Below are 23,531 nucleotides of genomic sequence, written 5' to 3'. Positions count from 1 at the left end.
TGCTCCTCCTAATCTTTATCCGCAAATAACCGTCTTGCTACGATCGAAAAAAGATACACAAAAAGAAGCAAGATAACCGATATTGCAGCTGCATAGCCCATCTCGTAGCGGATAAAACCAAAATCTTCAAGGTGGTTAACCATTAACTGCCCTGCATACTGAGGCGTAGGATTCGCTCCAGATAGCGCGACACCAATCGCACCAGCTTGAAAGGTTTGCACAATTGCCATCACAGCGCCAAACAACATTTGCGGTCGCATAGATGGGATTGTAATATAAATAATTTCTTGAAATCGATTGCTAATGCCGTCAATATAACCAGCTTCATAAATCTCTTTATTAATGTTCATAACCCCTGATAACATCGCTAAGAATCCGACACCCATACTGCCCCAAAGAGTAACAACAATCATAATCGCTAATAGATACTGTGGAGACTGTAACCATTGAATTGGTTCAAATACCATTCCCCACTGCATTAAGAGACTGTTTAAATAACCACTCTGGTCGCCACTAAAAATAATGGACCAAACAACAGCCATCGCAATTCCAGAAGTCATTGATGGTGAGTAAATGATTAGCGCTAAAATCGTTCTCGGCACTTTTGTGATTTGCGCTAGCATCCACGCAAGAATAAATGCAAGGATATAACCGCCTGGTCCGACGATAAGCGCAAAGATGACAGTATTTGGCAAGACATACTGCATAAACACACTATCTTGCGTTAATACGTTTACATAATTCGCCAAGCCAACAAAGCTTGGAAATTCAATTGCATTAAAATACGTAAACGATAATACAATTGCTGCAAGAACTGGTATGACAATAAAGAGAATGAATAAGAGTAAATACGGAGCTAAGAACAATGCAGTGCTCACGTGTTGTCTTGGTTGTGTATTCATTCGCTCTCCCTCGTTTTCTGTTTGATCGCTTCAATTGTCGGAATTGGGTACGGACGGATCACTTCTCCATCTTGCATATAGCCAAACTCTTCCATCTTTCTGCGCAGCTCGCGATCGATCGTAATAATCGAATCATCAACAGCCGAACGAGCATTTTCACCATCAAAGACCATCTTATTCCAAACATTACTTATCTCCCGTTCAACCATATAGGCATATGGTGTTTTGGGCACTTCAATTAATTGTTCCCATTGCGTTAAAATAACGTCTTTATGCTCCTCTGGCCATGGAAGTTCTTTAAATGCTTCAAGGTTAGCCGTATTCCACATGTATTCTGCCCCGTACGTCATTTGCAAGGTTTGAGCAAACTCCCTTTGTGTTTCTTTACTCATCCACCATTGTAACAACGCCCATGCCTGTTCTTGATTGTCGCTTCCGTTAAACATCATGCCAGCTTGCGCGGCACCACTGGCCCAACGAGAGACAGAGCCATCTTCCTGTTCGACACCAGGATGCAGGGCAATATCCCAGCCAGTCAATTCTTGCGCTGCAGAGGTTAACTGCACGTAAGTTGCAAAGTTTCCAATCCCTAAAGGAAGTGAGCCATACCGAAAATGATTATAGAAGTTTGGCACTTGCAAGGGTGTACTGTAAATCGTGTTTAAATCAGCCATAAACTGCACACCTTGCAGTGCTTCATCTTCATTTAAGGCCACACCCATACCATCTTTTTCAAAGATTTGACCTTGAAATTGATAGATAAACGGTGCTGTTGCTGCAAAAGGCTTGAAGGCTGCACCTCCTGCAATTGATGAATAGAAGTTCATACCATACCGTTGTAATTCTGGTAAGATGTCAACCACATCCCCCCATGTATTAGGAACAGGTAGGGATAATGCATCCATTAAATCCTCTCTGTAAAACAACACCGAAAAATCTTGCGTCTCTGGCAGCGCATAGATTGAATCTTCAATCATTAACGGCATAAATGCCCCTGGGGCAAATTGATTCATGTAGTCATCAAAATCGTCGAATTGGCTTAAATCTACCGCTGCACCACGAATGGCTAACTCGTATGGTAGCCAGTTACTAATCCCTAATGCCAAATCTGGTTGACTGTCAGCTGCACTTGCTAAAATTAACTTTTGTTCATCTGGCATAAGTGAAAACCTGACCTCAATTCCTGTCTCCGGTGTAAATTGTTGATCCGCCATTAACTGCATTAAGTCAACATATTGACGTGGTCGATTAACCCACACTTCAACAACATCGTGCTCTGTATTTACCGTTGTTAAATCGTCGCCACTGAATGATTGAAAAAAGCGACTTACCGATTCTTTGGTTTTCATCCATAACCCAGCTTCTGCATCCGGCAACAAAGTTTTGCCATGAATGAACAGTTGATCGAGCAGAAGTGGTTGTTCTCTTAAAGCAATGGACACATCCCCGAGTACTTGAGAAACCGAACTGGAGCCTTCAGATAATTCATTTAAGCGGTTCGGTAATTCGTTCGGTGTCTCCGCTAAAGAGCGTAAACGATCCCCTGCTACTCTTAGTGACACACCTTGAACGCTATCTCCTTCACTTGTACTTGCAGCCCTTAGCTTATCAGCTCCAGTCTCGACCTTCTGAGCCCAAGAGCGTAACCGATTGGACACATCGGGAATATAATCTTCAATACGCCATCCTCTACTTGCATCTTGCTGATTTCCAGTTAATTGTTTAATTGATAACGTTAATTCATCCATTTCCGCCATAATGAGCGTTAACTCATTTTGTACCTCTTGCGTAGGAGTGTCGTCCACCCTTAGACAAAGTTCATTCATGCCTGCTTCCAAATTAATACGAAACGGCTCATTGGCATCATTAGCTAGTGTTTGGTTCTCCCAATGAGCACTTTGCGGAAATGGATAACTCTTAAGTTCTGCAAATGGTATCCTTCCATTCACATAAATGGTACGGTATATATCTTTATTGGCATCGTTGTTTGCCAGTGCCTTAAAAGTAATATAATAAAATCCGCTCTCGGAAATTTCAAAAGACCAGCAGGCAGATTGACCACTTACTTTCCAAGAGTCACCCCCGAATGTATTAAGTAGCCTTGCTCCAGTCTCATACGGTGAAACGGAAGGATCCTGCGTCACAATTGGTCGTATAGAGGATTCGTTTTTTTTGCTTGGGTGTTCGGCTTCAATTGTAATTAAATCGTTAATAACCTCTTCGTCGTCTATGTCACTTATGTATGTATCGTAAGTTGAAATCTCTGTCACCGGCTCGATCGTTACATGGGCTATATCCATTTCGCCTCGGACATGTTTGAATTCTATCGTGTTCTGTCCTTGCTCAAGCGCAAATGCAAATGGTTCCACTCTTCTTGAATCACCTAATCGAAACGTTTGCCAGTCTTGTAGTTGACTCTGACTAGGCATAATATCTGCTCCATAGCGATCCTGCTCAAACGTTGTTTCATTTTGAATCCATTCACTAGGAAAGATCATTCCTCTACTCTCTGAGAACGGATAATGACCATTTATTAGAATAGCTCCTTCAGAAGGCACGAGGGTTTCTTCTGTTACCCGATATGCAACACCGATCTCATACAAACCAGCTTCAGCCACATCCACCTCTACTGTAAAACGACCATCCGTTGCCCAATTGATGTAGTCCTGATCAATCCCTTCGTATTCTTTAAATTGATTGACAGTAAAGTGTTGCGAATCACTTATTTTGTTACCGTACTCATCTTTGTTGCTCTGATAAACCTCATCGTATGATAGCTCCAGCTCTTCAAGTGTTTCAGTCGTCTCTGCTACAGTTGGTTGCGAATAAGCTAGAAAACCTAATATGGTTAAACAAACAATAGAACTTCTTTTTAACATCAAACCCCCCCATTTCCTTTCATACTTAAAAGGAGCTGCTCGAAAGTCTTTTAAATGAAAAAGCGCTTACAACAAATTCATGACGTTGTCTAACGCGCTTTTTCTCTTTTACTGTTTATTCGATTGCCTCTTTGCTTTCTTCATAACGACTATTCGCTAACTCATTTAATTGAACTGCATAATCTTCTATTTTAATATCGCCACGCACTGCAGCATCGATAAGAGCTGCAATGGTTGCATTTCCTTCATCCCCAATTGAAATGCCTGTTGGTGCTTCCCAACGAGAATCTACATATCCCGGAACCGTTTTCATTGGTTCAATGACCGCGTTCTCAATACCTTCATATGCTTGCTCTATTCCTGGAACATCAATATTAGCAAAAAATTGATCCAATACGTCTTGGTCAGCTGTTACTGGAAGTTTATTCACAACAATGCCAGCTTCATCAGCAAGTTCAATTCGTTTTAAGAAGCCTTCTTTCCCAAACGCCATCCATTTTGAAAATAAATAGGCTTCGTCTTCATGCTCTGTTGAACTAGAAATGCCTAGGTAATCATTTGTTACAACCGGACGCCCGCCTGGAATACCGACAAAATCCCAATCAAACTCTGCATCATTGTTTAATCCTTCGAGACTCCATGTACCATCCCATTTAAGCGCAATATCGCCGTTCAACCATACTTCTTCTGCATTGTCTCCTGCAAAGCGCTCCTTTTGTGCATCATCTAACGAATCATACGCATAGTTTCCATTTGCAAGATCAGATGCTAATTGCACTCCATTAATGAAGTTGGAACTAGCGAGATCATAGCCTGTAGCATCATTAAATGTATACCAGCCCGCTGTTTCATCTACAACCGATGGATACCAGTCTGGAATTGAAAAAATTTGATTAATACCTGATACACCTTGCTGAACATCGGATGTTTCCCGAATGGCCGTAGAAAATTCGTCTAAGCTATAGCCATACTTCGGAATCGTTAAATTGCCTTGGTTGAATAAATCTTTATTGACGAAATAGCCAAGCATCTGCGTTCCTGATGGCACTGCATAGATAGAATCGTTGTAGTTGACTGCAAGTCGAATTGCTTCTGGTATTTCACCAAACTCCTCATCCGCTTCCGTCAACCCATTTAAATCAAGAAGCCAATTATTACTTAAACCCAATGGTACTTCGGCAATGGTAAACACATCTGGCATTGTACTTGCGCTAGCAGCCGAAGCTAGTGAGCTATTCCAATCAGCAGGGTCAAGCGACCGGTCAATATCAACCTTAATATGCGGATATTCCTCCATAAAAGCGTCAATCATTAGCGTATCGAGGTTTTCTTCTCCATCTTGACCAATTCCCCAGCTAGCGTATGTAATGGTAACTTGATCGTCTCCGCCGTTTTCTTCTGTTGCTGAATCATTTCCTCCACATGCCGCTAATGTAATTAGCATTATTCCAACTGGCATTAGTAAGAACTTTTTCATGATAATCTCTCCTCACCTTTATGGGCATTATTAATCGTAGCTTATAAAGATCCGCGGTTCACTAACTCAACCATCGTTTCTCGAGGTAATTCAGTTGGATTCTTTTCGATACGATCCAGTAGTTGTCTTGCTGCCTCTTTGCCCCATTGCTTCTTATTCACCCGAACCGTTGTTAACGGGGGGTCTGTGTACATAGCAATGGGTATATCATCAAAACCTACAATGGCAATGTCTTCTGGAATTCGCATGCCTTTTTCTTTACTCGCACGAATGGCTCCGATTGCCATCTCATCATTGGCACAAACAAAGGCTGTTGCTTGCGATTTTCCACTTGTTTTTTCTAAATAAGCTGCCATACAGTGGTATCCGCTCTCTTCTGTAAAATCAGCACGAATAAAATCGCTCAAATAAATAGGTAAATCCCTCTCTTGCATAAATGATTGAAATGCTTCAAGTCGTTTTTCTCCATCAAACGATGATCCTTGACCAGCCATAAAGCCTATCCGCTCATGACCTGACTTTGTAATCGCTTCCATAATTTGTTGTACACCTTTATCATTTGGCAATAGCAATGAGTGGATATGGGGGTGCTGGCTTTCTCGATCTAGTACAATAATTGGCATCTTCTCTGACGCAATCATCTCTAATAGATCATTTTCCATATGGTAATTAAGGATAATTGCCCCATCAAAATGATTTTCTACAATCAATCTATGTTTATCATTAGACGCACAAACAACTAATTCATAACCGTGCTTCGCAATGTACTCGTGAACCCCTTCTAACATTTCGTTAAAAACTGGTCCAGTAAATCCACTAATAAATACAGCTACAATTTCGGTTTTACTTTTTTTTAAATTTTTTGCAGATCCATTAATCCGATAACCAAGCTCTTTTGCGGCATCATGAACCCTTTTTTTTGTTTCAGGTAAGATTAACGAGCTACCATTCATAGCGTAAGAAGCCGTCGACACACTTACTTTTGCTTTTTTTGCTACATCTTTTAATGTGGGCATTCACATATTCCTCTTTTCAATTGAAACGTTTCAATAAGATCATAATCGATAGTGAAAGCGATTTCAATAGTTAATTTTAATTTATTTTTTTATTTTCTGTTCATTTTATTGGATCGTTTCAACACTTGGTTCCTAAGATTTCAGGGCAATGTAAAAAGAGAGCGGTTCGTTTCCACCGCTCCCTAGTAATCATTTTATTTGACTTGAGCACCGTTTGGTAAATTTCCGTCTACTGTAGCAAGTTGAAGCTTTTTCCCTTTTGACCCAGCTAATATCATACCTTGTGATACCTCACCACGAAGCTTAACTGGCTTCAAATTCGTGACACAAATGACTTTTTTGCCCTTTAATTCTTCTGGTGAATAGTATTTTGCGATACCAGATACAACTTGTCGTTTTTCACTACCTAAGTCTAATTGTATTTTCAACAGACGATCTGCGCCCTCGACTGGCTCTGCACCAATGACTTCAGCCACCTTTAATTCTACCTTTGAAAAATCGTCGATTGTAATTTGGTTTTCATCTTCAATTTCTTCAGGCTCAGGATCTGCTTTTCCTCCCATGAGTTCAACAATATACTCGACTTCTTTCTCCACATCTAAACGTGGAAAAACGGGTGTGCCTTTGCTAACTTTTGTGCCTGCTTCAATGATGCCAAATGTGCGAATAGACTCCCATTGTGCTTGTTCTTCACTTATTCCTAACTGCTCCCAGATTTTCTCTGGGGTTCTCGTTAGGAAAGGACGCAAAAATACAGAGATGATACGGAGTGATTCTCCTAAATGGTACATGACGGAACCTAACTGCTCTTGTTTCTCTTCGTCTTTTGCAAGCATCCATGGCTGTGTTTCATCAATGTATTTATTCGTACGGCTTACCAGCTGCCAAATGGCAGTTAATGCAATTGAGAATTCCATTTCTTCCATCGCATTTTCTACTTTTGCTGCCGTCGCGTCAATTAAATCTACTAATTCTTGATCAAAGGGTGTTGCGCTTTTAATATATGCTGGCATTGAACCGTCAAAATATTTATTGATCATCGCAACGGTACGGTTTAATAAATTTCCGAGATCATTTGCTAAGTCATAATTCACACGTTCCACAAACGCTTCTGGTGTGAATACGCCATCTGCGCCAAACGGGACTTCACGCAACAAATAATAGCGTATTGCATCTAATCCAAAATGATCGATTAATGGGACTGGGTCAATGACATTTCCTTTTGATTTCGACATTTTTCCGTCTTTTGTTAAAAACCAGCCATGACCAAATACTTTTTTTGGCAAAGGTAGGTCAAGTGCCATTAACATAACCGGCCAATAAATAGTATGAAAGCGAAGTATATCTTTTCCAACAAGATGAACATCTGCTGGCCAATGCTTTTTGTATAGCTCATCTTGAGACGTACCATACCCAAGGGCGGTAATATAGTTTGTTAACGCATCAATCCAAACGTAGACAACGTGCTTTGGGTTGGATGGCACTTTTACGCCCCATGTGAAAGATGTTCGCGATACAGCTAAATCTTGCAAGCCTGGCTTAATAAAATTATTAACCATTTCATTTTTTCTTGATGCAGGCTGTATAAAATCAGGATTTTCTTCATAATACGTTAACAGTCGGTCTGCATACTTGCTCATTCTAAAGAAGTAAGATTCTTCCCGAACTTTTTCAACGGGGTGACCAGAATCAGGACTCTTACCACCAATAATGTTTCCGGCTTCGTCCTTTATTGGGTCAACAAGCTCTCTTTCTCCATAGAACGTCTCATCGGATACACAGTACCAACCTTCGTATTCACCTAAATAAATGTCGTCTTGAGCAAGAAGCTGATTAAAGATTTTTTCAACTACTTTTTTGTGACGATCTTCTGTTGTACGAATAAAATCATCATAAGTAATATCCAGTTTTTCCCAAAGTTCTTTGATAGGCTTTACCATTTCATCGGTATATTCTTGAGGTGAAATATTTCTCTCTGCTGCCTTTTGTTCGATTTTCTGTCCGTGCTCATCAGTTCCTGTTAGATAGCGAACATCATAACCACGAAGACGCTTATAGCGTGCCATTGCATCGCCAGCAACAGTCGTGTACGTATGCCCAATGTGAAGCTTCCCACTTGGATAATAAATAGGTGTTGTGATGTAAAATGATGGTTTTGTCAACGTGCTCATCCTTTCAAATAAAATACAAAAAACCCTTCATCCACAATCGGGACGAAAGGTTAACTTACGTGGTACCACCCAAAATTCCCTCATCCATTTAGACAAGGCTCAAGACCACTAACGCTGGCAAACGTCATCCCCTTACCATTTAGGCTCGAAGATAAATTCTCCTGGACCATCTTCTAAAGCAACACTTGACCGGCTTTCACCTCACCCGGCTCTCTTGTACAAGCGCTCTACTTTATACTCATCCATTCATAGAAACGTATATTGTTCATTCTTATCAAAAATATAGCGAACTATACATCTATCTGTCAAGTGCGATCATAAAGAGTAGCAAACGGTGTTTTTTGTTTTGTTAGAAGCCCTTCTTCACAAAGTTGTTCTAACGTGATTTTCCATTCTGATACATCCCACGACTTTCCTGACTGTTTGTTTAAATCATCTAGTTTTTGCATAACGTGCATTTCTGCCAGAGGAAGGAAATCTTCAAGTGCCGCAACTATTTCTTCATTTCCAGCGTTATTCATTTGTTCAAGCTCATCAAATGGGTTCATCGTATGAGGGCTGGTTGAATGAGCGAGTCGAATACGAACAGCAACGGTTCGTCCGATAATGGCAGAAGAGACAAACACATCCCCTGATTGCAAATAAGGAAGTCGCTTCCCTTCTTCTGCCGTTAAATCCGTTTCTTCTTTTATCGTTTGAATGTCCGTTCCTCGAACCGTTCGAAAAACAAACTTAGAATTAAGCTGTGCGGTAATTGTTTCATCCAGCAATGTTGGACGCTGTGTAGCGAAAATTAGAAACGTACCATACTTTCTTCCTTCTTGCGCAATTTCTTTCAGTACTGATTTAGCCGGCGCTTCGTATCCTTTAGGCGCAAAGTTATGTGCTTCATCTGTTACCACAACAAACGGTGGAAAGAACTCGCTTTGCTGTTGTTGCAGCTTTGCATCTTTATAAGCGCGACGTTTAAAGTATAGAGAGCCTATCACGTAGCTAGCAAACACTTGCAGTAACCAAACAGCCCCTTGAATCACAACAAGCTTACCATTATGGATGCCGTGCTCAATCGCTCGAATGTTTTGTTGAAAAAGCCCTGCCTGATGTAAACGGTTTGCACGCCATTGAATACCCTTTACAGAAGATGGAGGCAAGCTACCAAACTGATCAAGTAACTGTTTGAATGCACTATAACGACTAATGTCATCTTTTGTCATTCCACCATCATGCAGCATGCCCTCGACCTTTTGCTTGCCCATATCCAGTGCATCTATTAAATTGGCAATTCGATCACTAAACGTTTGATAACTGTCTTTTCGTTTGTGGATCGTTTGAATAACATTAATCATTGATTCCGTTAAATGCCCTGCCGCTCCAAGTAATCGCTCTACATCTCGAGTTGATAAGGCTGAAAAATCAACACCGACGTCCCGACCAATTTGAACAACCTCATACCTAGAAGCATAGTTGACGTCACCACGATCTGCTTCTGTTTTTCCAGTGAAGTTCATTTCAAAATGTGGATCGAACACAAGAGAAGGAATTTTTAATTTCATCAACTCTTCAAGCATTACTCTTAAACCAAACGATTTACCTGATCCTGAGCCACCAAACACACCAATATGTGGGTATTGCTGCATGGCACGAATATCGAAAATAAACGGTACTCCATTCTGTTCTCTCACCATTCCATGTTCTTGCATATGCAGAATGTCATTCAACTGTGCCGGAAGCGATTCAGCAACAAAATCAGTAGACTTAATTTCCCCTAATACCATGCCTTTCTCTTTCGATGTTGAAACAAGCAAATGCTCAATCTCACTAAATTCTGGGTGACGCACACGGACGCCTGTTTGAATGGGCTTTTGGGCCTCATCAAATAAGCGCACTTTCGCGAGATGGATATCATCTTGCCCAATGTCATACCCAATCGCTTCAAGAGTCTCTAACACATTTCGATCTACTAACCCCTTGTCCATTCCCATCGGTATATAGCGATTATATGATAACGTTTCTACAACTTCACCTTTAGGTTCATTCAACTCTTTGTCTTCGATCACAAGCATTTCATTCATGCGAAACTTATGTGATTTCGATGCTATATGCACTTCATGTTGAGTAGTAATTCCAACAACTTGCAAAGCGATTCCTCCTTTTAATACGGTCGTTCGGTTCGCAATTTCACAAAGAATTGTCGACGAATGTCTTCATCAATGTATTGTTCCACCAATCCTTCAACGAGCTTGTCTGTTATGCGAATTTCCTTATCAATATGGTCTAGCCAGAGTGGTATACCCCGACCTTCAGACGGGGTAAGCGTACAAAGTAAATCCCCAATCCAATTTAAATGCTCCCTTTGCTCTTCTAACATATCAAACCCTGTAATGGATGGGGTTGCCCCTAGTCGCATCCACGTTGAAAGCAAGCCTGCTTTATGCTGAATCGTATCAATGTAGATCATTTCATTTTGATCAAGCATGCCAAATAACAAATCTCGGTCATATGAGTATGGGTTCCGAGCATAGGTCTCAAAACTTGCCAAAGTGATCAAATTTTCTGTTGTAATTTCTTCAGATACACCAATTAATAACGTGTTACGTTTCAAAGCTGAATCTCGAAGTTCTTCCCATTCCTCTTTTGCATCAATTCGATAATGATAAAGTGCACCGTCCATTAACATTACAGCAATGTCGTCTGCTTCGATTAAAGATCGCGCCGCCTTTAATTCTAAAACCGCTAAACGTTTTGCCCGTTGCTTACTAATCGTTTCTTCCTCGTCGTCTTCACGTTCTAATAATGGAATAAATAAATCAGACTCCCATTCCGCACGACCATCTGTTGCCTTAGCAACAGCTTGAAACAAATAAATAATATGAGGCGCTTCCCCTTTAGTCTGATTGACAGATCCATCTGTTCCCGCTAATTTTCGTCCAGCAAGTGCTCTTACAAGGTCGTCTGTAGAAAGACGCTTCATTTGTCGAAAGACATTCGCTTCTTTCGTCAGTTTTTGTCGAATTAGGTCTTTGTTTCTACTACTCTGCGCATATGTATCTTTTAATCTTTGGTTTGATTCTTGCAATTTTACAATTACATCTGCATGAATATCCATTTTCACCCTCTCCTTTCTTTTTTATAATAGATGTTTTTCCTCTATAAACACTGTTGTGCCGGGTTTCATAGTGCTTAAAATAAATTGTCGCAAAATATAAGTTTTTTTATTTAAAGCGATTGACTTGTTTTGGAAATATTGTTATTCTTAGATTACTATAGAATTATGTCGAAATATGACATAAAATTATTCTTGACTATACACTGGCTTCATATCTAAGGGGGAAACGTAATGAAATCAACTGGGATCGTCCGTAAAGTCGATGAATTAGGTCGCGTTGTTATTCCGATTGAGCTTCGTCGTACGTTGGACATTGCTGAAAAGGATGCACTTGAAATTTATGTTGATAACGACCGCATCATCTTGAAGAAATACAAGGCCAACATGACATGCCAAGTTACAGGTGAAGTATCTGATGATAACTTATCATTGGCAAATGGAAAGATCGTACTTAGCCCTCAAGGAGCCGAAGCTGTACTTGAACAACTCCAAGACTATGTGGCAAAAAAATAATTATCTGAACCTGCCCATGGCGGGTTTATTTTTTTGCCTCATGATACCGTTGATAAAGCTCTCGTTTGACTAATCCACGATCACTTGAAACTTGTTTGATCGCTTCTTTTTCAGAAAGACCGATTTCCACGTAATGCTTTACATGTTGAATATCGGTTAATGCGTGATGCCATTCGGTTTCATCCTCTTGGCTTTCACCGTTATATCCCTCAATACATAAACAAAACTCACCTTTTACTTGACCAGTCTTTACCCATTCTATCGCCTCTTCCACTGTACCTCGATTATATTCTTCATAGCGCTTCGTTAACTCTCTCGCCAGGACGATGTTTCGGTTTCCAAATACATCATAAATCGCTTGAAGTGTTTGATTTAACCGATGAGGTGCTTCATAGAAGATAAGGGTATCCGTTTGTTTTTGTAGACGTTCTAATTCAAGTTTGCGATCCTTTTTTCCTCTAGGTAGAAATCCAATAAACAGAAAGGAGTGGGTTGATAAGCCTGATGCTACTAAAGCGGTTATCGCTGCGTTCGCTCCAGGTAAAGATATAACAGAAAGGTTCTCTTCCAAACAGAGTGTAACGAGATCTTCGCCTGGATCAGAGATGCCTGGCATTCCTGCATCAGTGACAAGAGCAATCACAGCACCGGCTTTTATCTTTTCTACCAGTTCTCGACCCGCTTTATACTTATTATGTTCATGGTAGCTCACTAGCGGTGTTGAAATCTCAAAATGGTTCGTTAACTTTTTTGTTTGCCTCGTGTCTTCTGCAGCAATATAATCGGCTTCTTTTAATAGACGAATAGCTCGAACTGTCATGTCCTCTAAGTTGCCAATAGGGGTTGGCACTAGGTAAAGACCGCCACCTTCAAGCGGATAACTTTTTTGTTCAATCATTTCCTTGTAAACTCCTTCGTTCTAAAACGTAACGCTCCTTGGCGCGCCTTGTTTTTCGCTTAAATTGATATTCTTGCTTTAATGCTTCCTCTTTTGTTGCAAACGTTTCAACAAAAATAAGCTTTAGCGGTCCTCGACCTCGAGTGTATTTAGCACCTTTGCCTTCTTCGTGTTTGCGTAACCGTTGGTCCACATTATTCGTGTAGCCGGTGTACCAAGACTGATCGCCACATTCAAGTACATACATATAATGCTTCATAAGCGAAAGTAGGCCTCGTTAAATTCCTTTGTGTAGCGACCGTCTTCATCGTAAACCATTAACGGAGACTCTGTCTTTAAACCAGGCTTGCCTCCTTTAATACCTTCTATTAAAAGCATGTTCGCATGGCTACCTGCTTTACTATGACAAAAACGAATCCGCTTAGGTTCAATCTTATTTCGTTTCATTGCTTCAATAATGTCAACCAAACGATCTGGACGATGAACCATGGCTAATTTTCCACCATGCTTTAACACATAAGCTGCTGATGTCACTACCTCTGATAGTGTACAAGCAATTTCATGTCGAGCCATTGCCTTTGTTCGTTCCTCTTTTATTTGTTCGTGACTGGATTGTTTAAAATACGGCGGATTGCATGTAACGGCATCAAAGAAACCGTGTGCAAAGTGTTGTCTTATCTCCTTTAAATCAGCACATAAAGCAGTCACATTTTCACATAGGTTATTTTCTTTAATCGATCGCTGTGCCATTGTATGAAGTGGTTCTTGCAGTTCCATCAACGTGATAGCGGCTCTTGTTCGCTCCGTCATGGTCATACCAACAACGCCATTCCCGCTACAAAGATCAAGTATTCGTCCTTTTTGAAGCGGGATTGAAGCAAATCGTGCTAGCAAGATTGCATCAATTGAATAGGTAAATACGTTATCGCTTTGGATGATCTGATAAGTGGTACCTGCAATATGATCCATTCGCTCATCTTCTTTAAGCACTTTGCCTCACTCCTTTACTGTAAAAGCCGATCTCAACATACGGAGATCGGCTTCTGGTATTTTCATTTTTGATGTAGAAATGAAAGGCAGAACAAACAATCATCACCTTCAGGCCGAATACTCCCATAGTGTGTGTTGCATATATGAAAGCCTTCTTGGTAGAGCCTTGCCAAATTCTCATGACCTTCTCCAACCATCTTCTTACGTTCAAACTCTTCAGGGAGAATAGGCTTTTCCGGTTCTAAGCGTTTACGTAAATTTTCATTTTCTATGTGTAAATAATGATTCTCTTCAATTAAGTAAGCGAGCTGCTCTTTTAAACCTCGTAATTCTTCGTGCAAATCACCAATTCGTTCTTCAAGGCTTGAAACCTGCATGAAGATGGCCTTCTTATCCACATCGTTCACCTCATTAATCCGTTGCTTTTGAAGTGAGCTTTTCACTTTTCATTAATTCATCAAAAGCATATTCAAGCGTCTGTTCTTCTTCAAAAAGTTGAACCTGAACGACTCGGTCAAGTAAATTCAATCCAATCACTTTTCCTGTTCCATCAGGGGTGGAGATTTTCTTACCGATATCAGGCATTTCTTTCTTAGCTTCTTCATATGTGTCATTTTCATACTTCAAACAACACATTAAACGACCGCAAAGTCCTGAGATTTTTGCGGGATTAAGTGAGAGATTTTGATCTTTTGCCATTTTAATTGAAACAGGTTCGAAATCACCTAGGAACGTAGAACAACAAAGCATTCGACCACAAGGACCGATTCCCCCGAGCAACTTCGCTTCGTCTCTTACACCGATTTGCCTCAATTCAATTCTTGTCCGAAAGATAGCGGCTAAGTCTTTTACTAATTCTCTAAAATCAATACGACCATCGGCAGTAAAATAAAACAATACTTTATTACGATCAAACGTATATTCAACGTCAACGAGTTTCATATCTAAGTTGTGTTCCTCGATCTTCTTCGTGCATACGTCAATCGCGTCTCGAGCTGCCTCGCGATTCTCTTTTACAACTAATGTATCTTCAGCTGTTGCTAAACGAATAACCTGTTTCAACGGCAAAACAACGTCTTGTTCATCAACAAACTTTGGTGAAACGACTACTTTCCCGTATTCGACTCCTCGGGATGTTTCGACGATTACAGCTTCTTCACCAGTTATTTCGAGAGAACCTGGCGAGAAGTAATAAATTTTGCCCGCTTTTTTAAATCGGACACCTACAACCTCGTGCAAAACTAGCCCTCCTGTATCGTGAAAAGCAATCTTTCCATCACTAACTGTACGGCAACATTAGCACTAAGTTGGCTTTTTGCTTCCATCACTTTAGCCAACGAAAGGGTAATGAGACGCTGTGATGTTGATAGCGACAACTCTTTATAGGATTCATAAAAATCGCTATAAACAAGCTCTCCTTGCTTTCCAACTCGTATATATAAAAGGTCTCGCAACCATAAAGTCATCATTTCAAGACCCATTTCCTGATGAATGCGCTCTTTCATTAACGGCAGCCACTTTTCAGCTAACGTAATAATTGCTTGATCAGGTCTTGTGTATAACTCATGCATCAATTGTAACACTACACCTCTGGCTTGAAAAGACCAGTCGTCTTCTGTTAGACGTAATGCTGCCTCTTTATTTTCTGTGAGTTCGGCTAAAAACGAACTATGTTTTTGATCAATCCCATTCTCCATTAGTTGCTTTACAATTTCTTCTTTTAGTGGAGGGTGAAACCGTATGTGCTGTGCTCGACTTCTAATCGTCGGTAACACATTTTCAACCTGTTCCGTCAGAAGGATCGCTAATGTCTCTCCTTGCGGCTCTTCTAAAAACTTCAATAACGTATTAGCGGCCGTTCCTGTCATCTTATCCGCATCAGAGACAATGTACACTTTTTGTCGTGATTCCACTCCTCGATAAGAAAATTCTTTTTGGAGGTAATCCACTTGCTCCCGTTTGATTGACTGACCATCAGGCGCAATCTTATGTAGATCAGGATGGTTACCAGAGTCTATTCGTGTACAATCTAAGCATGTTAAACAAGGATTCGCCCCTTGCTTTTCCTGGCACATAAAACTTTTAGAGAGAAGAATAGCAAGCTCCATGGTTCCACTTCCAGCTTGTCCGTCAAACAAGTAAGCATGCGCAAGACGTTGTTTTTTTATGCTCTCTACTAACATAGGCACAACCTGTGGCTGTGCCTCTATCCAATCGTTCCAATTATTCATTTCATCCACCACGATTAATTAAAATTGTTCAAAATGATCTACTGGAAGTACAAAGACCGTCGCTCCTCCAACTTGTACTTCTACCGGATAAGGAACGTAAGAATCCGCATTGCCGCCCATCGGTGAAATAGGGGCTACGACTTGCTCGCGACTACGGCAGTTTTTCTGAATAATTCCCATGACTTCTTCGACAGCGTCATCTTCAACACCAATAAGGAAAGTGGTATTCCCTGCTTTTAAAAATCCACCTGTACTTGATAGACGTGTCGCTCGATAGTCTTCTTTTACTAATGCATCTGATAATCTCGTACTATCTTTATCTTGGATAACTGCCATAATTAGCTTCATCTTATTCCACTCCTTTAATAAAGTCTTCTATAATCGTAAGCGCTTGATGGTAGACCTCTTCAAATGACCGCTCTGCTTGAATGACCTTAATGCGTTCTTGTTCACTTTCAACAAGTAGTTTATACCCTTTCTCTACTTTCTTATGAAAATTCATCGTTTCTTGATCCAGACGATTCCAATCCCGCACTTGATCTTTCTTGACTCGTGCTAAACCAACTTCTGGCGAAACGTCAAAGTAAAGCGTTAAGTCGGGTAAATGACCTTCAACGGCAAACTGATTAATTTTCCATACTTCTTCCATTCCAATTCCTCGAGCATACCCTTGGTAGACAAGACTTGAATCAATAAAACGATCACATAAAACAATCGCACCTGACTCTATTGCTGGAAGAACTTTTTTCACGAGGTGCTCTCTTCTTGCAGCTGCATAGAGCAAAGCTTCCGTACGATCATCCATGTCTATTTGCTCTGTGTGAAGCAATAGATTTCTTATTTGCTCTGCAAGCTCAACCCCACCAGGTTCTCTTGTCCGCAATACCGTATACTTTCGTTCTTTTAACGTAGACTCAATTTTATCGACTACAGTCGTTTTGCCAGCTCCTTCGCCACCTTCGACTGAAATAAATAGACCTTTTTGCATTATTCTTCTCCTGATTTACGCTCAACTACTATTCCTTCATAGGGCTGAAATCCTTGGAAGGCAACCCCTGTAGAAAGGAACTGTTTCATTTGTTCTACGTGCTCCTCAGAAATTTTCTCTCCTTTTAAAAGGAGCGGAATACCTGGAGGATACGGAATAACGTCCGTAGCGGCTATTTGGCCAACAGCATCTTGTAGAGACAGAAGCTCAACGTTTTCTTTATTATCTTTGCTTCTTATTAATTCGGACAAACTCCCCTTAGCTCCTGCTTCAACATCTTTTTTTTCTTTAAGGGGTGTTAATTCTATCGTAACATGATTTAACCGTTTCTGCGTATCTGGATGTAAGCTAGATAGTCCTAAAACAAGCAACGCAACGTTCGGGTCTGCCATTTCAGCATCTATCCCTACTTGCTTCAATGCATTTAAAACACTCATTCCTGTACCACTATTTGTCGGCTTTACCATTAGTTTTAAAGGGTCTGTAAAGCGTGCTTCTTCTTCTACTAACTCTATATTTGGATGAACCTCTATCCATTCACACAGGTCTTTCCGTGCTTCAAGAGCTTCACGATAAGCAAGATGACCTTGTTCTTCTAGAAATGCCCTTGCCCCATCTAATGAAGCAAGCAAGATATAAGAAGGACTACTTGATTGAAACATTTGTAGCGCATGCTTTATTCGTTTTTTGATAAGTGGATCAATGGTGGGAGAAAAATGAAGCCAACCTGTCATCGTCAGAGCTGGTAGCATTTTGTGAGCAGACTGTACCACAATATCTGCTCCTAATTGTAGTGCTGATGGCGGACTATTTAAAGCTTCATTGCTCACAACAAAGTGGGCACCATGTGCTTCATCGACTAATAGAAGTAGTCCATGATGCTTTGCAAAGCGAAACGTTTCGCTATAATCAATCACACTTCCCCAGTAATTTGGATAGGTTAAAATAATTGCTTTCGCATGGGGATGTTGTTTGTACGCATGTTTTAGCACTTCACATGGTACGCCTAGAGAATGATTGGTGACGCTTGACCGTTGTGACGACAAGAACACGACATTTGCTTTACATAACTCTAATGCATGCATAACCGATTTATGACAATCACGCTCAACAAATACCGTGTCTCCTTCTTGTAATACACCGTATATCATTGCTAAATTTCCACTTGTTGACCCACCGACTAGATAACTTGTTTCGCCGGCTCCATAAAACTGAGCACACAACTGCTGCGATTCAGCAATGGCTCCCTTTGCATCATGTAAATCATCAAGCCCAGATAATTCAGTTACATCGTAAGGCAATAAATACTCAAATAAAGGAAGGTACGAATGCCATTTATGACCATTTTTATGACCAGGTACATGGAATGACAAAGGTTTTCGGTTCATATGAGCTTGTATAACATCTATAATGGGAGTACGTACACTCATGTGACACCCCCTTTTTGTTTTCTTACTCCTTCTATTTTAACGAATTATGTATTAGCCGTCACCTAAAAAAGACTTGTTTCAGGAACAAGTCTTCTTAATAATGTTTCCATATTTCTTTTACCGCTTGAATGTATCGATCGTATAAGTAGTGATCATTTTCTTCAACCATATTTCTCTCACATCGATTGCAAATTTCTGTACGACCTAAACGTAACCCCTTTTCTATAAGATCCCCACACACATGACACTCTTTATAAAGTTTAAATCGAATCGTTCGTTCTACTCTTTGCATAGATGCACCTCCACCATAAGTATCGCCCAGAATGCGCTCCTTATACCGACGAGAGGCATTATTTATTATTGTATGCGCAAACACCTATATAGGTGTTTGTATAACTTAAATTGTTTCTGCCAAACTTGAGAAATCGAGTACCTCATACGTTTGCTTCATCGTTTTGAAGGATTGAGTTCAATCTTCAAAAGCTATTTCTACATTCCTATCTTTCATTAGTAGCCGAGAATCCGGGCGCATTGAAAAAGGAATCCCTCTGCCTGTAGCGCCTTCACGTACGATAAATTTATCAGGTTGCTCTAATAAAGAATGAATTAAGGATTGTGCTCGGACCGAGAGATACAAAGGATTTCCCAATCACTTAAACGGCTATATGTGTCGCTTTCTTCTCCAGATTCTGCCCAGTCACAGTTAATCGCCTCTGATACTACCGCATCTATGGCACCAAACTCTTTACAGGAGAGAATTTGTTCTACATCAAGCATAACAGTAGCTAACTTCTTCGAAATCTCACCTGAACAAACTAGACCTTTATGATGAACGTAACAGTGATTAACATAATGACTAGGTGTCTGCTTTAACATACCTACCATATACAATGTACACAGCGCACGATCTAGACCAATTAAACCAAGGTTTTCCGTCGTCCCATGCAAGAAAGGACTTCGCCTTGCTGTCTCTTCAACAGCTCCCCAATCTAATTGTTCATCCTGAAGGATAAGAAGAATACCGTTTGAATGAAATATTTGCTATTAATCGTGCTTTCTTCATTCTTTATGAGTAAGGATTGTATGCCATGAGCGAAGGGTAGGGCCTCTATCTGACTCAAAAATGCCCCAGCTCGGAGTAAGCGTTGATTAGGGAAGAAGGTAGCTGTCAGTTTCCAAATTATGTATTAAACTTTAGTTTTCTAACTTCTTTTGTTTGAAAAAGACGTTTTTCAAACGGTAACATCGCTACTTCCTCAAAGAGTGGTTCGGTAAAAATGAATCATTCTCGATCTGTCTGACTCGCTTCTGTCGAAGCGCAGCTCTTTTGCATCTTTCTTTCTACGCAAAAAAAAGACACCCTTTCAGGTGTCTTTCTCATTGCCTGGCAACGTCCCTTGGCTTCAGGGTGGTTTTCTTCGAGGACGTTCCTCTTGTTAATTGATCCACCATGCTTCCCATGAAGCTTTTACGAAAACAACCCTTTCGTCTCACGGGGGGATGCACGCTGCTTTCCTTCGTTGTTTTTTCATGTTGTTCTTTTTTATCGTGCTCGTATTTTACGGCGATTTTCTTTGTCTGACTCGCTTCTGTCGAAGCGCAGCTCTTTTGCGTCTTTCTTTATACACAAAAAAAGACACCCTTTCAGGTGTCTTTCTGATTGCCTGGCAACGTCCTACTCTCACAGGGGGAAGCCCCCAACTACCATCGGCGCAAAAGAGCTTAACGACCGTGTTCGGCATGGGAACGGGTGTGACCTCTTTGCTATTGCCACCAGACTTATTTTGACGTCAGATCAACGGCGAATCTCTTCGTCCTATTTGTGTCTTTCTGTCAGTCACGTACGCAAGTACGCTCCTTCCTTCAAGCACTTCTAGTCCTCGATCTTCTTGTTGCTCTTTGTCAAAGGAATGAAATCCTTCTTGTTAAAAAGAATCGGTGATTCTTTCAAAACTAAATCAAATCATCTACTCAAACTCAAGAAATTTAGGATAAGCCCTCGACCGATTAGTATCAGTCCGCTCCATGTGTCGCCACACTTCCACTTCTGACCTATCAACCTCATCATCTCTAAGGGGTCTTACTGGCTTACGCCATGGGAAATCTCATCTTGAGGGGGGCTTCATGCTTAGATGCTTTCAGCACTTATCCCGTCCATACGTAGCTACCCAGCGATGCTCCTGGCGGAACAACTGGTACACCAGCGGTATGTCCATCCCGGTCCTCTCGTACTAAGGACAGCTCCTCTCAAATTTCCTACGCCCGCGACGGATAGGGACCGAACTGTCTCACGACGTTCTGAACCCAGCTCGCGTGCCGCTTTAATGGGCGAACAGCCCAACCCTTGGGACCTACTTCAGCCCCAGGATGCGACGAGCCGACATCGAGGTGCCAAACCTCCCCGTCGATGTGGACTCTTGGGGGAGATAAGCCTGTTATCCCCAGGGTAGCTTTTATCCGTTGAGCGACGGCCCTTCCATACGGCACCGCCGGATCACTAAGCCCGACTTTCGTCCCTGCTCGACTTGTAGGTCTCGCAGTCAAGCTCCCTTATGCCTTTGCACTCTACGAATGATTTCCAACCATTCTGAGGGAACCTTTGGGCGCCTCCGTTACTGTTTAGGAGGCGACCGCCCCAGTCAAACTGCCCACCTGACAATGTCCCTGACCCGGATCACGGGTCGAGGTTAGAATGTCAGCACCATCAGGGTAGTATCCCACCGACGCCTCCACCGAAGCTAGCGCTCCGGCTTCCAAGGCTCCTACCTATCCTGTACAAATGGTACCAACACTCACTATCAAGCTACAGTAAAGCTCCATGGGGTCTTTCCGTCCTGTCGCGGGTAACCTGCATCTTCACAGGTACTATAATTTCACCGGGTCTCTCGTTGAGACAGTATCCAAGTCGTTGCACCATTCGTGCGGGTCGGAACTTACCCGACAAGGAATTTCGCTACCTTAGGACCGTTATAGTTACGGCCGCCGTTTACTGGGGCTTCAATTCAGAGCTTCTCCTTACGGATAACCCCTCCTCTTAACCTTCCAGCACCGGGCAGGTGTCAGCCCCTATACTTCGCCTTACGGCTTCGCAGAGACCTGTGTTTTTGCTAAACAGTCGCTTGGATCTATTCACTGCGGCTCTCTCGGGCTTTAACACCCTAATAGAGCACCCCTTCTCCCGAAGTTACGGGGTCATTTTGCCGAGTTCCTTAACGAGAGTTCTCCCGAGCGTCTTAGAATTCTCTTCTCGCCTACCTGTGTCGGTTTGCGGTACGGGCACCTGTATTCTAACTAGAGGCTTTTCTCGGCAGCGGAGGATCAGGGATTTCGGACCCTTGGGTCCTTCACGGTCACAGCTCAGCCTTCACGGAACACGGATTTGCCTATGTTCCAGCCTTGCATGCTTCGACGCGCACAGCCAGCGGCGCGCTCACCCTACCTTTCTGCGTCCCCCCATTGTTCAAACAAATACGAGGTGGTACAGGAATATCAACCTGTTGTCCATCGCCTACGCCTTTCGGCCTCGGCTTAGGTCCCGACTAACCCTGAGCGGACGAGCCTTCCTCAGGAAACCTTGGGCTTTCGACGGAGGGGATTCTCACCCCTCTTTTCGCTACTCATACCGGCATTCTCACTTCCAAGCACTCCACTAGTCCTCACGATCTAGCTTCACAGTCCTTGGAACGCTCCCCTACCCAATCCCTACTGGGATTGCCATAGCTTCGGTGATACGTTTAGCCCCGGTACATTTTCGGCGCAGAGTCACTCGACCAGTGAGCTATTACGCACTCTTTCAATGATGGCTGCTTCTAAGCCAACATCCTGGTTGTCTAAGCAACTCCACATCCTTTTCCACTTAACGTATACTTGGGGACCTTAGCTGATGGTCTGGGCTGTTTCCCTCTTGACTACGGATCTTAGCACTCGCAGTCTGACTCCCGAGTTAAAGTTTTTGGCATTCGGAGTTTGACTGAATTCGGTAATCCTGTGGGGACCCCTCGTCCAATCAGTGCTCTACCTCCAAAACTCATCACTCGAGGCTAGCCCTAAAGCTATTTCGGGGAGAACCAGCTATTTCCGAGTTCGATTGGCATTTCACCCCTACCCACACCTCATCCCCGCATTTTTCAACATGCGTGGGTTCGGGCCTCCAGTCGGTGTTACCCGACCTTCACCCTGGACATGGGTAGATCACCCGGTTTCGGGTCTACGACAACGTACTTACTCGCCCTATTCAGACTCGCTTTCGCTACGGCTCCGCCTCATCAGCTTAACCTTGCACGTTATCGTAACTCGCCGGTTCATTCTACAAAAGGCACGCCATCACCCATTAACGGGCTCTGACTAGTTGTAGGCACACGGTTTCAGGATCTCTTTCACTCCCCTTCCGGGGTGCTTTTCACCTTTCCCTCACGGTACTGGTTCACTATCGGTCACTAGGGAGTATTTAGCCTTGGGAGATGGTCCTCCCGGATTCCGACGGGGTTTCACGTGTCCCGCCGTACTCAGGATCCACTCTGGAGGAAACGAAGTTTCAGCTACAGGGCTGTTACCTTCTTCGGCTTGTCTTTCCAGACAATTCACCTACTCCGTTTCTTTGTAACTCCGTATAGAGTGTCCTACAACCCCAAGAGGCAAGCCTCTTGGTTTGGGCTGATTCCGTTTCGCTCGCCGCTACTCAGGAAATCGCATTTGCTTTCTCTTCCTCCGGGTACTTAGATGTTTCAGTTCCCCGGGTCTGCCTCACCCTGCCCTATGTGTTCAGGCAGGAGTACCATCCCATTACGGATGGTGGGTTCCCCCATTCGGAAATCTCCGGATCAAAGCTTACTTACAGCTCCCCGAAGCATATCGCTGTTCGTCGCGTCCTTCATCGGCTCCTAGTGCCAAGGCATTCACCGTGCGCCCTTTCTAACTTATCCATTTTTAC

19 protein-coding genes, 2 rRNA genes and 1 other annotated feature are annotated in these 23,531 nt (G+C 42.2%); of the genes, 1 reads left to right on the top strand and 20 read right to left on the bottom strand.

What is annotated here, in order from left to right:
* Positions 1-8: 8 nt before the first annotated feature.
* From FPV17_RS00300 to FPV17_RS00270, 7 genes are all read right to left on the bottom strand, one after another.
* A complete protein-coding gene (locus FPV17_RS00300) occupies positions 9-902 on the bottom strand; it encodes a carbohydrate ABC transporter permease (protein ID WP_052007979.1) in 894 nt (297 codons plus the stop codon).
* Positions 899-3,781, bottom strand: coding sequence for an extracellular solute-binding protein (locus FPV17_RS00295; RefSeq protein ID WP_144557380.1), 2,883 nt, complete (start codon positions 3,779-3,781; stop codon positions 899-901). The genes FPV17_RS00300 and FPV17_RS00295 overlap by 4 nt, the downstream gene beginning before the upstream one ends.
* 115 nt (positions 3,782-3,896) lie before the next feature.
* Positions 3,897-5,258 (bottom strand): ABC transporter substrate-binding protein, encoded by a 1,362-nt coding sequence (locus FPV17_RS00290; RefSeq protein ID WP_060705878.1) that lies wholly within the window; start codon positions 5,256-5,258, stop codon positions 3,897-3,899.
* Positions 5,259-5,299: 41 nt separating this feature from the next.
* A complete protein-coding gene (locus FPV17_RS00285; protein ID WP_052007975.1) occupies positions 5,300-6,274 on the bottom strand; it encodes a LacI family DNA-binding transcriptional regulator in 975 nt (324 codons plus the stop codon).
* A gap of 194 nt (positions 6,275-6,468) precedes the next feature.
* Positions 6,469-8,445 carry a methionine--tRNA ligase gene (gene metG, locus FPV17_RS00280; RefSeq protein WP_144557378.1) on the bottom strand — a complete coding sequence of 659 codons (1,977 nt, stop codon included), beginning with the start codon at positions 8,443-8,445 and terminating at the stop codon, positions 6,469-6,471.
* Positions 8,446-8,480: 35 nt separating this feature from the next.
* Positions 8,481-8,704: a binding site (T-box leader), on the bottom strand.
* 46 nt (positions 8,705-8,750) lie between these two features.
* Positions 8,751-10,583, bottom strand: a complete 1,833-nt coding sequence (locus FPV17_RS00275) for an ATP-binding protein (RefSeq protein WP_144557375.1) — start codon at positions 10,581-10,583, stop codon at positions 8,751-8,753.
* Between the two features lie 14 nt (positions 10,584-10,597).
* A complete protein-coding gene (locus tag FPV17_RS00270; RefSeq protein ID WP_035395084.1) occupies positions 10,598-11,551 on the bottom strand; it encodes a DNA double-strand break repair nuclease NurA in 954 nt (317 codons plus the stop codon).
* Positions 11,552-11,782: 231 nt separating this feature from the next.
* Here FPV17_RS00270 and abrB point away from each other — a divergent pair, with 231 nt between their 5' ends.
* On the top strand, positions 11,783-12,064 hold the full coding sequence (abrB, locus tag FPV17_RS00265; protein WP_035395083.1) for a transition state genes transcriptional regulator AbrB: 282 nt from the start codon (positions 11,783-11,785) through the stop codon (positions 12,062-12,064).
* Between the two features lie 25 nt (positions 12,065-12,089).
* Here the strand turns inward: abrB and rsmI are convergent, their stop codons facing one another.
* From rsmI to FPV17_RS00200, 13 genes are all read right to left on the bottom strand, one after another.
* Positions 12,090-12,962, bottom strand: a complete 873-nt coding sequence (gene rsmI / locus FPV17_RS00260) for a 16S rRNA (cytidine(1402)-2'-O)-methyltransferase (RefSeq protein WP_035395082.1) — start codon at positions 12,960-12,962, stop codon at positions 12,090-12,092.
* The gene (locus tag FPV17_RS00255) at positions 12,955-13,221 is read right to left on the bottom strand and encodes a GIY-YIG nuclease family protein (protein WP_035395081.1); all 267 of its coding nucleotides are present in this window, start codon (positions 13,219-13,221) and stop codon (positions 12,955-12,957) included. Before FPV17_RS00255 ends, rsmI begins: the two co-directional genes overlap by 8 nt.
* Positions 13,218-13,952 carry a tRNA1(Val) (adenine(37)-N6)-methyltransferase gene (locus tag FPV17_RS00250; RefSeq protein WP_246117094.1) on the bottom strand — a complete coding sequence of 245 codons (735 nt, stop codon included), beginning with the start codon at positions 13,950-13,952 and terminating at the stop codon, positions 13,218-13,220. Before FPV17_RS00250 ends, FPV17_RS00255 begins: the two co-directional genes overlap by 4 nt.
* A gap of 62 nt (positions 13,953-14,014) precedes the next feature.
* Positions 14,015-14,350, bottom strand: coding sequence for a DNA replication initiation control protein YabA (gene yabA, locus FPV17_RS00245; protein ID WP_035395080.1), 336 nt, complete (start codon positions 14,348-14,350; stop codon positions 14,015-14,017).
* A gap of 13 nt (positions 14,351-14,363) precedes the next feature.
* Positions 14,364-15,191, bottom strand: a complete 828-nt coding sequence (locus tag FPV17_RS00240; RefSeq protein ID WP_144557374.1) for a PSP1 domain-containing protein — start codon at positions 15,189-15,191, stop codon at positions 14,364-14,366.
* 2 nt (positions 15,192-15,193) lie between these two features.
* Positions 15,194-16,183: a DNA polymerase III subunit delta' gene (gene holB / locus FPV17_RS00235; protein ID WP_060705881.1), complete on the bottom strand. Its 990-nt coding sequence runs from the start codon at positions 16,181-16,183 to the stop codon at positions 15,194-15,196.
* An 18-nt stretch (positions 16,184-16,201) separates the two neighbouring features.
* Positions 16,202-16,531: a cyclic di-AMP receptor DarA gene (gene darA, locus FPV17_RS00230; protein WP_060705882.1), complete on the bottom strand. Its 330-nt coding sequence runs from the start codon at positions 16,529-16,531 to the stop codon at positions 16,202-16,204.
* A 1-nt stretch (position 16,532) separates the two neighbouring features.
* Positions 16,533-17,171 carry a dTMP kinase gene (gene tmk, locus FPV17_RS00225; RefSeq protein ID WP_144557373.1) on the bottom strand — a complete coding sequence of 213 codons (639 nt, stop codon included), beginning with the start codon at positions 17,169-17,171 and terminating at the stop codon, positions 16,533-16,535.
* Positions 17,171-18,601: an aminotransferase class I/II-fold pyridoxal phosphate-dependent enzyme gene (locus tag FPV17_RS00220; RefSeq protein ID WP_144557372.1), complete on the bottom strand. Its 1,431-nt coding sequence runs from the start codon at positions 18,599-18,601 to the stop codon at positions 17,171-17,173. Before FPV17_RS00220 ends, tmk begins: the two co-directional genes overlap by 1 nt.
* A 94-nt stretch (positions 18,602-18,695) precedes the next feature.
* Complete coding sequence (locus FPV17_RS00215; RefSeq protein WP_035395075.1) at positions 18,696-18,893, bottom strand: sigma factor G inhibitor Gin; 198 nt, start codon at positions 18,891-18,893, stop codon at positions 18,696-18,698.
* Positions 18,894-19,207: 314 nt separating this feature from the next.
* On the bottom strand, positions 19,208-19,549 hold the full coding sequence (locus FPV17_RS00210; protein WP_035395073.1) for a hypothetical protein: 342 nt from the start codon (positions 19,547-19,549) through the stop codon (positions 19,208-19,210).
* 714 nt (positions 19,550-20,263) lie between these two features.
* Positions 20,264-20,379: ribosomal RNA gene (rrf, locus tag FPV17_RS00205) — 5S ribosomal RNA — on the bottom strand.
* Between the two features lie 209 nt (positions 20,380-20,588).
* Positions 20,589-23,523: ribosomal RNA gene (locus tag FPV17_RS00200) — 23S ribosomal RNA — on the bottom strand.
* Between the last annotated feature and the right edge of the window lie 8 nt (positions 23,524-23,531).

The organism is Shouchella miscanthi, from assembly GCF_007725405.1.
GTDB lineage: Bacteria > Bacillota > Bacilli > Bacillales > Bacillaceae_D > Shouchella > Shouchella hunanensis.
Note: the sequence above shows the minus strand (reverse complement) of the source record. Positions and strands in the feature narration are given on the sequence as shown.